The organism is Rhodoferax sp., from assembly GCF_030646845.1.
GTDB lineage: Bacteria > Pseudomonadota > Gammaproteobacteria > Burkholderiales > Burkholderiaceae_C > Rhodoferax.
In genome coordinates this window covers 1-10,792 of sequence record NZ_JAUSLE010000037.1, presented here as the reverse complement: position 1 = coordinate 10,792, position 10,792 = coordinate 1, and the positions used below count along the sequence as shown (strand labels likewise).

Annotated in this window: 10 protein-coding genes and 3 tRNA genes; 11 read left to right on the top strand and 2 right to left on the bottom strand. The window is 60.3% G+C overall.

All coding sequences use genetic code 11. The annotated features are described in order from the left end of the window. Both Q7T10_RS09450 and Q7T10_RS09445 read right to left on the bottom strand, forming a co-directional pair. Positions 1 to 1,240: methyl-accepting chemotaxis protein (locus tag Q7T10_RS09450; protein WP_304747643.1), on the bottom strand; the 1,240-nt coding region annotated here is incomplete at its 3' end. A gap of 235 nt (positions 1,241 to 1,475) precedes the next feature. After that, a complete protein-coding gene (locus tag Q7T10_RS09445; RefSeq protein ID WP_304747642.1) occupies positions 1,476 to 2,060 on the bottom strand; it encodes a chalcone isomerase family protein in 585 nt (194 codons plus the stop codon). Between the two features lie 354 nt (positions 2,061 to 2,414). On the opposite strand from Q7T10_RS09445, the gene trpE reads away from it, so the two are divergent. The 11 genes from trpE to Q7T10_RS09390 all read left to right on the top strand — a co-directional run bounded on the left by trpE (position 2,415) and on the right by Q7T10_RS09390 (position 10,788). Further along, the gene (gene trpE, locus Q7T10_RS09440) at positions 2,415 to 3,926 is read left to right on the top strand and encodes an anthranilate synthase component I (RefSeq protein WP_304747641.1); all 1,512 of its coding nucleotides are present in this window, start codon (positions 2,415 to 2,417) and stop codon (positions 3,924 to 3,926) included. Further along, positions 3,923 to 6,139 carry a diguanylate cyclase domain-containing protein gene (locus Q7T10_RS09435; protein WP_304747640.1) on the top strand — a complete coding sequence of 739 codons (2,217 nt, stop codon included), beginning with the start codon at positions 3,923 to 3,925 and terminating at the stop codon, positions 6,137 to 6,139. The genes trpE and Q7T10_RS09435 overlap by 4 nt, the downstream gene beginning before the upstream one ends. A gap of 20 nt (positions 6,140 to 6,159) precedes the next feature. After that, positions 6,160 to 6,741 carry an aminodeoxychorismate/anthranilate synthase component II gene (locus Q7T10_RS09430; RefSeq protein WP_304747639.1) on the top strand — a complete coding sequence of 194 codons (582 nt, stop codon included), beginning with the start codon at positions 6,160 to 6,162 and terminating at the stop codon, positions 6,739 to 6,741. Continuing rightward, the gene (locus Q7T10_RS09425) at positions 6,738 to 7,475 is read left to right on the top strand and encodes a LysE family translocator (RefSeq protein WP_304747638.1); all 738 of its coding nucleotides are present in this window, start codon (positions 6,738 to 6,740) and stop codon (positions 7,473 to 7,475) included. Before Q7T10_RS09430 ends, Q7T10_RS09425 begins: the two co-directional genes overlap by 4 nt. An 11-nt stretch (positions 7,476 to 7,486) precedes the next feature. Then, on the top strand, positions 7,487 to 8,539 hold the full coding sequence (gene trpD, locus Q7T10_RS09420; protein WP_304747637.1) for an anthranilate phosphoribosyltransferase: 1,053 nt from the start codon (positions 7,487 to 7,489) through the stop codon (positions 8,537 to 8,539). After that, positions 8,536 to 8,688, top strand: a complete 153-nt coding sequence (locus Q7T10_RS09415; protein ID WP_304747636.1) for a hypothetical protein — start codon at positions 8,536 to 8,538, stop codon at positions 8,686 to 8,688. Before trpD ends, Q7T10_RS09415 begins: the two co-directional genes overlap by 4 nt. Further along, positions 8,685 to 9,479: an indole-3-glycerol phosphate synthase TrpC gene (trpC, locus tag Q7T10_RS09410; protein ID WP_304747635.1), complete on the top strand. Its 795-nt coding sequence runs from the start codon at positions 8,685 to 8,687 to the stop codon at positions 9,477 to 9,479. The genes Q7T10_RS09415 and trpC overlap by 4 nt, the downstream gene beginning before the upstream one ends. A gap of 113 nt (positions 9,480 to 9,592) precedes the next feature. Then, the gene (locus Q7T10_RS09405; RefSeq protein WP_304747644.1) at positions 9,593 to 10,348 is read left to right on the top strand and encodes a uracil-DNA glycosylase; all 756 of its coding nucleotides are present in this window, start codon (positions 9,593 to 9,595) and stop codon (positions 10,346 to 10,348) included. Positions 10,349 to 10,413: 65 nt separating this feature from the next. Further along, a tRNA-Tyr gene (locus Q7T10_RS09400) sits at positions 10,414 to 10,499 on the top strand. A 78-nt stretch (positions 10,500 to 10,577) separates the two neighbouring features. Then, positions 10,578 to 10,651, top strand: a tRNA-Gly gene (locus Q7T10_RS09395). Between the two features lie 62 nt (positions 10,652 to 10,713). Next, a tRNA-Thr gene (locus tag Q7T10_RS09390) sits at positions 10,714 to 10,788 on the top strand. The last annotated feature ends 4 nt before the right edge of the window (positions 10,789 to 10,792 follow it).

Sequence of the window (10,792 nt, the reverse complement as noted above, 5' to 3'; positions counted from 1 at the left end):
TGCCCTGGGTCTGCTCCTGGCTGGCGGCCGTGATCTCGGCCATGATGTCGGTCACGCGCTTGACGCTGTCCACGATCTCTTCCATGGTCTTGCCGGCCTCCAGCACCTGTTTGCTGCCTTCTTCGACTTTGTCGACGGAGTCGCCGATCAGGGTCTTGATCTCTTTGGCCGCTGCCGCCGAGCGCTGGGCCAGGTTTCTCACTTCAGCGGCCACCACGGCAAAGCCTCTGCCCTGCTCGCCGGCCCTTGCAGCTTCCACAGCAGCGTTCAGGGCCAGGATGTTGGTCTGGAAGGCAATGCCGTCGATCACGCTGATGATGTCGGAGATCTTGCGGGAGGAGTCGTTGATGCCCTTCATGGTTTCGACCACCTGACCCACGACCTCACCGCCCTTGACCGCCACCGAGCTGGCGCTCATGGCGAGCTGGTTGGCCTGACGGGCGCTGTCAGCGTTTTGTTTTACGGTGGCGCTGAGCTGCTCCATGGAGGCGGCCGTTTCTTCCAGGGCGCTGGCCTGGCTCTCGGTGCGGGCCGACAGGTCGTTGTTGCCCTGGGCAATTTCAGTGCAGGCAACCTCAATGCTCGAGGCGCCCGTGCGGACGGCGGAGACCGCCGTATCCATCCGTTGCAGGGTAATCTTGAGCGCCTGACCGGCGGGCGTCAGCGCCGTCACACCCGACACGTCAAGCGCGATACCGTCAGCACGGTTGACCCTTGACACGATATCTCCCAGCTCATCACCTTCGCGCGCCGCACGTGCCATGCCGACCGCAAGAACCACCTCGACGACCGACTGAACGACCACATACACCGCATGCAACACGACGCGCATGAAGTCTGGTTGAGTCAGGCAGAAGATCCCATACCCAGCCGCCTGCAGCCGGTCAAAAAGGACGTGATGTACAGCAAACAACGCTGCGCCAAAAACGATAGTCCGCCAATCCCGGTAGACCAGCAGGAGGGCCAGCGTGACGAACACGCCAAAGTGGAACTCGGTCATGCCCCGGGCCAGTTGAATGTGCAAGGCCACCAGGCTGACCAGCACAAAGGTCAGCACAAACCGGCTGGCAACCGTGGCCCTGGCGCCAGCGTAGGCCAATGCTGCAACGATCACCAGTGCCAGGGTGGCCCCCATGGCCAGACCCGTGTCAACGAACTGGAACCCCAGAATGACACTGGCTACGGCACTGAGCCCGATAGCCACCAGAAGCACCCTGTCACCCAGGAGCGCCACAGACATAGCGCGAACGCGTGATTCACCAATTTCCATGAACATTCCCTTATTGTTGGTCAACAGGACGGGCCATTGCCTTCGAAATCTGGCCCCTTGCCCCTGGCAACAATATACGTCATTTGACGTTCAGAAAAGTCGACCGATAACGTTCGTTGGCACTGCCTGAAGACGCAGAGGAAGGACTTCGCCGGGCTACCGTCTTGAGCGGCTATTCCCGGCGACGGGCATCCCGATCACCCACCTATTTGGCACCGAGCAAGGCATCCTTGAGTTTGAAGTCGGCAGGGACCGGACCCAACCAGATCGCCATCATGGCCTTGAAGAATTCGGGCTCTTTGAAGGGATCGCTCTGCACCTTGCCTTTGGCCGTAACGACCATGCCGGTGCCGGGGATCCAGTCCAGCATGATCACATCGCCCGGGAGCAGTACCTTGTTGGCACTGAATATCTCCCCCATGCGGATCAATCCGGGGATCAGCTTGGACATCTCGGTGCGCGGTGTGTTGTCCTCCATGCCGCGGGTGAGCAGTTTGCCGAACGCGCCGGCGTCAACCTCACGCAACATGGTCATGGTCAAGCGCTTGGGGCCGGGGGCGGCCACCAGCTCTTCCAGTGATGAGAACTTCTTGCCAGCATATATGTCAGCCACATAGACTTTGAACGGGCCTTTGTAGCGCGTCCCGGCGCCATTGAGCTGCAGCTTGGCGCCACTCACTATTGCACTGTCTTCGACTTTGACGCCACTGACGTCAATGGAAGCAGCCAGGGTGTTCAATGCGAAGGCGCCGGCCATTGCTGCCAGCGTCAGATTTTTGATGAATTTCATGATTTTCCAATGATTAGCACGACCGTGCTTTTTTGATGCAGCGCCCATTCTGCAGGTGTTTCCAGTGGCGTGCAAGAGGGTAATCGCGTAAGGGTACGGGGGCCGCCATGCGCAAAGGGTTTGCTACACTGGCGCCATGTTCATTCACCGCATCAGCATCACAGGTTGCAGCGACCGGGGAGCCTGGCCCTGGCGTACGCGGCAAGGAACAATGGCTCGCGCCTGACTTCTCCTCTCCCTTGTCTGAATGGACCGCAGCACCCTGTGCTGCCCGCTGGAACCCCTCCGTGTTCTGATGACGTCATGTCATGCCGCGTGCTCACAGTCCGGCCCTGAACTGAAAGAACTCTCTTCATGATCTCTGAACTTGAATTCAAAAGCCTGAGCGCCCAGGGCTTCAACCGCATCCCCCTGATGGCCGAGGCCTTTGCCGATCTGGAGACCCCGTTGTCGTTGTACCTGAAACTGGCGCACTCCAAAGACAGCGGCAAATACAGCTTCCTGCTGGAGTCCGTGGTGGGCGGTGAACGCTTTGGACGTTACAGCTTCATCGGCCTGCCGGCCCGCACCCTGGTGCGCGCCATGGGCTTTGGCGCCGATGTGCGCACCGAAGTGGTCACCGACGGCGTGGTGGTCGAAACCTCGACCGCCAATCCACTGGACTTCATCTCCGACTATCAAAAACGCTTCAAGGTGGCGCTGCGCCCGGGCCTGCCGCGTTTTTGCGGCGGACTGGCGGGCTATTTTGGCTACGACACCGTGCGCTACATCGAGAAAAAACTGGTGTCCTCGTGCCCGCCCGACACTCTGGGTTGCCCGGACATTCTGCTGCTGCAGTGCGAAGAGTTGGCGGTGATCGACAACCTGTCGGGCAAGCTGTATCTGATTGTGTACGCCGACCCGTCCCGCCCGGAGGCTTATGCCAATGCGAAGAAGCGCCTGCGCGAGTTGAAGGACCAGCTCAGGTACTCGGTGAGTGCACCGGTGGTCAAGCCGACGCAGGGTTATCCGGCCGAGCGTGACTTTGCCAAGGCGGATTACATCGCTGCCGTGGAGCGTGCCAAAGAGCTGATTGCTGGAGGCGACTTCATGCAGGTGCAGGTGGGTCAGCGCATCAAGAAGCGCTACACCGAGTCGCCACTCAGTTTGTACCGCGCCCTGCGCGCGCTCAACCCCAGCCCCTATATGTATTACTACCACTTTGGTGACTTCCATGTGGTGGGCGCGTCGCCTGAGATTCTGGTGCGCCAGGAGCAGGTCACCATCGACGGGCGGACTGAGCAAAAGATCACCATTCGGCCGCTGGCCGGTACGCGTCCGAGGGGCGCCAGCCCGGAGCTGGACAAGGCGGCTGAAGTGGAGCTGATCAACGACCCGAAAGAGCGGGCCGAACACGTGATGCTGATCGACCTGGCACGCAACGACATTGGCCGCATCGCCAAAATCGGCAGCGTGAAAGTGACCGAGGCCTTTAGCGTCGAACGCTACAGCCACGTGATGCACATCGTGAGCAATGTGGAGGGCACACTCAATGACGGCATGACCAGCATGGACGTGCTCAGGGCGACGTTTCCGGCCGGCACTCTCACCGGCGCGCCCAAGGTGCACGCCATGGAATTGATCGACCAGCTGGAGCCGACCAAGCGCGGCCTGTATGGCGGAGCCTGCGGTTACCTGAGTTATGCCGGAGACATGGATGTAGCGATTGCCATCCGCACCGGCATCATCAAGGACCAGACGCTGTACGTCCAGGCGGCGGCCGGCGTGGTGGCCGACTCTGTGCCCGAGCTGGAATGGCGGGAAACCGAAGCCAAAGCGCGGGCTCTGTTGCGGGCGTCTGAACTGGTTGAAGAAGGCCTGGAGTGAATCGCTTCCGGACTTATTGGAGACCCTGGCTGCTGCTGGCAGCTTGTATGGGCGCGCTGGGTGCTTTTCTTGTCTTCAACCTCCAGCGCGAGCATGAACGCATCGAAACGGTGGAACGCGAGCGCCTCACGAACCAGTCAAAGGTGATTGAAGACAACCTCTCGCGTCAGCTGGTTGCCATCAACCTTGCGTTGGAATCGGTCATGGCCGAGCTGCCCTATTGGGCCGGGCAACCCGATGGCCACGAGCGGGCGATCCGCCGGCTCAAGAGCATGGAAGTATCTATGCCGTCGGTGCGCACTTTTTTGGTAGTGGATGCCAAGGGGACCGTCACCCTGGCGAACCGTGAAGAGCTGATCGGGATTAACGTTTCTCAGCGCGAATATTTTCAGGCGCCATTGCGGTCATTGAGTCAAAAAACTTTTTTTATCAGTTCGCCGTTCAAGACAGTACTGGGGAATTTTGTCATCAACGTGGGCCGCACGATTGTTGATCCGAATGGAGAATTCGCCGGGGTAGTGTCCGCCGCGGTTGACCCGGTGGACTTCGAAATCTTGCTGAATTCAGTGCGCTATGCCGATGACATGCGGTCGATGCTGGTGCATGGCGATGGCAAGATATTCGTCAGCCAACCGGCATTGGTCGATGTCATCGGCAAGGATGTGTCTGTTCCGGGTTCTTTTTTCAGGCAGCATCTGGAAAGCAGGCGCCCGGTCAGCACTTTCGACGGCATCGCCCCCTCCACCGGGGACAAACGGCTGCCCGTGCTGCGTACCATCCAGCCGATTGAACTGGCGATGGACAAGCCGCTGGTCGTGTCGCTCAGCCGGGAGTGGGATGCCTTGTTTGCCCCCTGGCAGCGCGATGTCAGGAACCAGCTTCTGGTGTATGCGCTGTTTGTGCTGCTGAGCATGGCTGGCCTCGTCATCTACCAGCGGCAGCAGTTGCAGCAACGCGTAGTGAACCAGCGGCTCAAGCTGGCCACCGAAGCCGCCAACGTCGGCATTTGGGAGCTGGACCTGAAAGCCCGACGCTACCACTGGGATCCGGCGATGTTTGATTTGTTCGGGCTGGACCCCAAGACAGTGAGTGCACTCAACGACGACTGGCAGCAACTCCTTTTACCCGGAGAGTTGCAACGCATGAAGGACGCCACCCGCGCCACGATGAAACAAGGCCGGCCGTTTGACCTGACGTTCCAGATTCGGCGCCACGATGGTCAGCTGCGCTTCATGCGCAACCGGGCGGTGCTCTATGACGATGGCTCTGGCGCGCCGAGTCGCCTGATTGGAACGACCGAGGATGTCACCGAGCGCAAGATGCGGGAAGCCGATTTGCGCATTGCCGCCACCGCCTTTGAGTCGCATGAAAGCACGATCATTACAGACGGCCGAGCGGGAATTCTTCGCGTCAATCGCGCTTTTTCCGACCTCTATGGCTACCCGGCAGAAGAAGTGGTGGGGCACACGACGCGGATGTTGCAGTCAGATCGGCATGCCCCCGCGTTTTATGCGGCCCTGTGGACGGATGTCAATCGCGACGGGACCTGGCAAGGTGAGATCTGGGACCGACGAAAAAGCGGGGAAGTATTTCCCAATTGGCTCAGCATCACCGCCGTCCGTAATGACGACGGGGTGGTGACCAATTTCGTCGCAACCCAAACCGACATCACCCTGCGCAAGGCCGCTGAGGAGCAGATCAACCTTTTGGCCTTTTACGATCCGCTCACCAGCCTGCCCAACCGGCGCCTGCTGCATGACCGGCTGCATCAAGCGGTGATTCGTGCGAAACGGGAAAATGGCCGCCTGGCCCTGATGTTCCTCGATCTGGACAAGTTCAAACCGGTCAATGACGAGTTCGGCCACAGCGCGGGCGATGAACTGCTGAAGGCGGTAGGTCAACGTCTGGCAGCCTGTGTGCGCGAGTCCGACACGGTCGCGCGCATCGGCGGCGATGAATTTGTGCTGCTGTTGCCCAGCATCCAGGCGGCGGGGGATGCGCTTCGGGTGGCGGAAAAAATTCATGCGGCCCTCAGACAACCTTTCACGCTGCCGGAGGGGCAACAGGTCAGCATCTCGTCCAGCGCAGGCATTGCCATCTACCCGGAGCATGGCCGCGATGAGGGCACGCTGACGAGCCATGCCGACGCTGCGATGTACCAGGCCAAAACGGCCGGGCGCGACAGATTCGTACTGTTTCAGGCTGCCGACTGACATTCAACTGGATAGACCCCATGAAACTTCTGATGATCGACAACTACGACTCGTTCACCTACAACATCGTCCAGTACCTGGGTGAATTGGGGGCCGAGGTTGAAGTTTTCCGCAATGACGAAATCACGCTCGACGAGATTGAGGCGCGTTTGCGCGGTGGCCAGCTGGACCGCCTTGTGATCTCGCCCGGCCCCTGTTCGCCAGCCGAGGCCGGCATCTCGGTCGCCGCCATTCAACACTTCGCCGGCAAGCTGCCGATTCTGGGCGTGTGCCTGGGCCATCAGTCCATTGGCGCCGCCTTCGGGGCGAAGATCATCCGGGCACAGCAGCTGATGCATGGCAAGACGAGCGTCATCACCACCACGCAAGAAGGTGTGTTTGCCGGGCTGCCCTCGCAGTTCACGGTCAACCGCTACCACTCGCTGGCGATTGATCGTCCGACTTGCCCGGCCTGCCTCAAGATCACGGCCTGGACGGATGACGGCGAAATCATGGGCGTGAAGCACAGTACGCTGGACATCGAGGGCGTGCAGTTTCATCCCGAGAGCATCCTCACCGAGCACGGCCACGCCATGTTGAAGAACTTCCTGGCGCCGCGATGACTGCTGGAATCGACCATCTGGGACTGTTCATCGCCGCCGGCATCCTGCTGAACCTGACACCCGGGCCCGACGTGCTGTACATCGTCACTCATTCGCTCAAACGCGGCTGGCGTACCGGCGCGGTCGCCGCGCTGGGTATCACGGCGGGCTGCTTCGTCCACATTGCAGCCGCAGCACTGGGAGTGAGTGCCCTGATGGCCGCGTCGAGCACCGCCTTTTCGGTCCTGAAGTGGCTGGGCGCTGCCTATCTGGTGTACGTCGGCTGGACTATGCTGGCGATCGGCGGAGCGAAGACCGGTCGAGGAAAATCTGCCGGGGCACAGGCGCCTGACAGCCAGTCGCCGGATGCCTCCATTTCCACATCCGCTATTGATTCAATAGCTGCCGACGCAATATCCACGAGGGCTAAAGGCCAAAATCATCTAAAGAAAGTGTTCGTGACCGGGTTTTGGACCAATGTGCTGAACCCGAAGGTGGCCCTGTTCTTTCTGGCCTTTCTGCCGCAGTTCATTGCACCGGCCGCTGAACACAAGACCGCCGCCTTCCTGCTGCTGGGCCTGATCTTCAACTTCAATGGCTTATGGGTCAACCTCGGCTATGCGGCGCTGGGCGCCGCGGCCTCACAGCGCTTTGCCGCACTGCAACACGGCATGCACTGGCTGGAGCGTGTCGCCGGCGCCGTTTTCATCGGATTTGGGCTGAAACTGGCCCTGACGGACAATCCCCTTCACTGAAAAATATCACCATGCCCCATAGCCACATGATCACCCCGCAGGAAGCGCTGCTGCGCACCATCGAGCACCGCGAGATTTTTCACGATGAAATGCTGCACATCGTGCGCCAGATCATGAACGGCGAGTGGTCGCCGGTCATGATCGCGGCCCTGATCACCGGCTTGCGGGTGAAGAAGGAAACCATCGGTGAAATCACCGCGGCGGCGCAGGTGATGCGCGAGTTCTCTACCAAGGTGCATGTGGCCGACAAAACCAATTTGGTGGACATCGTGGGCACCGGCGGCGACGGTTCGCACACCTTCAACATCTCGACCTGTTCCATGTTTGTGGCCGCTGCCGCCGGCGCGAAGGTGAGCAAGCACGGGGGCCGAAGCGTCAGCAGCAAGAGCGGCAGCGCCGACGTGATGGAGTCGCTGGGCATCAACATCAACCTGTCGCCCGAGGCCATTGCCCAGTGCATTGCGCAGGCCGGCGTTGGCTTCATGTTCGCCCCCAATCACCATCCCGCCATGAAAAACGTGGCGCCGGTGCGCAAAGAACTGGGTATCAAGACCATCTTCAATCTGCTCGGGCCGCTGACCAACCCGGCCAATGCACCCAACATCCTGATGGGGGTGTTTCACCCGGACCTGGTGGGTATCCAGGTGCGGGCGCTGCAGCGTCTGGGTGCCGAGCACGCCGTGGTGGTGTACGGCAAAGATGGCATGGACGAGGTCAGCCTGGGCGCGGCGACACTGGTGGGTGAACTCAAGAACGGGGAGATCAGCGAGTACGAAATCCACCCGGAAGACTTCGGCATGGTCATGGCCAGCAACCGCGCGCTCAAGGTGGAAACGCCGGAGCAGTCCAGAACCATGCTGCTGGGCGTGCTGGACAATGCGCCCGGCGCCGCCAGGGACATCGTGATTCTCAATGCGGGTGTGGCCCTGTACGCGGCCAATGTGACCGATTCGATGAAGGCGGGTGTGGATCGGGCCCGGGCCGCGATTGAATCCGGCGCGGCCAGGGCCAAACTGGCACAGCTGGTCGACCTGTCCCAACAACTGAAAGGTGGATCTTCATGAACACGCTCATCACGGTGCTGGTTTTGGTGGGTGCCCCTGCGTTGGGGGTTTACCTGTGGGTCAGATTGGGGAGTTCAGAACGCGGCGAGCGCTACCTCAAGCAGCGCATGCAAGGGCCGTTTGTGCCAGTGGATAAGGATGAGAAATGACGGATATTCTGGACAAAATTGTTGTGGTCAAGCGCGAGGAAATCGCAGCGGCGCTGAACAAGAAATCTCTGGCGCTCATGCGCGCGGATGCCGAGTCACGGGTTTTGACGCGGGATTTCGTCGGTGCGATGCGCGCCAAAATTGCGGCCGGTCGGCCCGCTGTGATTGCCGAGATCAAGAAGGCCAGTCCGTCCAAAGGCGTGCTGCGGGAGGACTTTATTCCGGCAGATATCGCTCAAAGCTATGCCGAGCATGGTGCAGCCTGTTTGTCAGTGCTTACCGACGTGCAGTTCTTCCAGGGCGGCGTGGACTACCTGAAGCAGGCGCGTGCCTCCTGCCAGTTACCCGTTCTGCGCAAGGACTTCATCGTGGACGCCTATCAGGTATATGAGTCCCGGGCCATGGGCGCCGATGCCATTTTGCTGATTGCCGCCATCCTGGATGACGCGCAGATGAAAGATTTTGAGGCGATTGCCCGCAGCCTGGACATGGCGGTGCTGGTGGAAGTGCATGATGCCCCCGAGTTGGCGCGCGCCCTCCAGTTGAAAACGCCCCTGATCGGCATCAACAACCGCAATCTCAAGACCTTCGAGGTGTCGCTGGAGACCACGCTGTCCCTGATGCGCGATGTGCCTTCCGATCGCTTGCTGGTTTGCGAGAGCGGCATCCATACCCGCGACGATGTGCTGCGCATGGGGGCCGCCGGTGTCAATGCGTTTTTGGTAGGTGAAGCCTTCATGCGGGCGCCCGACCCGGGCGAGGCGCTGGCAGCCCTGTTTGCCGTTGCCTGATGCGGCAACTGGGCCGGAATGCCTGTCGACCCGATTTGCTATTTATTTAGGAGCATCTAGTGCCCACGTCACAGGGGCTACAGACCAGTTTTCCGTTTGACGGGCTAGCGCCGATCCCAAACGCCGACGATTCCCCTCATCTGACCGAATGGGCACCGGAGCGCTGGCCGGTATCGGATGACTGGCATCCCGTGGTCGATGGTTTTCTGGCCAGCGGCGTCGCCAGGCAATTGGGCCAGTTCATGGGCGGGCGCCTGGCCAGCGGCGCCATCATCTATCCACCGCAGCCATTTCGGGCGCTGGCGCTGACGCCGCTGGCACAGGTCAAAGTAGTCATCCTGGGGCAGGATCCCTATCACGGGCCGGGGCAGGCCGAAGGGCTGGCATTTTCTGTGGCGCCGGGCGTCAAGCCGCCCCCGTCCTTGCGTAACATTTTCAAGGAAATTGCCCGGGATCCATCCCTTGGGCACACCGCATTGCCGCCACCCGGCAATGGGTCGCTGGTTCGCTGGGCAAGCCAGGGCGTCCTGCTGCTCAATACCTGCCTCACCGTTGAAGCGGGCCAGCCCGCCAGCCATGCCCAGCGCGGCTGGGAAGTGCTGACTGACGCCATCGTCAGCGCGGTATCGAAAAAAGACGATTGCCTGGTTTTCATGCTGTGGGGTGCTCACGCGCAGACCAAACAGGCACTGATCGAGGCGAGCGCAGCAACGACCGGTCGCGCCAACAGCCGTCCGCTGATCCTGACAGCGAACCATCCGTCACCGCTGTCCGCCCTGCGCCCGCCCAAGCCGTTTTTGGGTTGTGGTCACTTTGGCTTGGCCAACGCTTTTTTGCAGCAACACGGGTGCTCGCCGATCGCCTGGTAAACCGATGTTCCTCGTTGTCTTTGCGCCAGTGTCATATTTTCATGGCATAATCTGTGGTTCACCAAGGAGAGGTGGCCGAGTGGTTAATGGCAGCAGACTGTAAATCTGCCCTCTTACGAGTACGCTGGTTCGAATCCAGCCCTCTCCACCAGTGATTAGTTGATTTTTTGGTAGCCGCAGAGGCGTGTGTGCGGGGAAGCCGCAGCGGTTGCTTGCAAGGCAAGTCTGTGCGGGGTTCGTATAGTGGTAATACCTTAGCCTTCCAAGCTAAAGCGAGGAGTTCGATTCTCCTACCCCGCTCCACAGTTGATGTGCTTGCTCGGTTAGATAAGTTTTTGCCTGGTCTGCTTTTGCAGGTTGGGTTTGCCCATTTGGCTCAGTGGCAGAGCACTCCCTTGGTAAGGGAGAGGTCCCGGGTCCGATTCCCGGAATGGGCACCAGTTT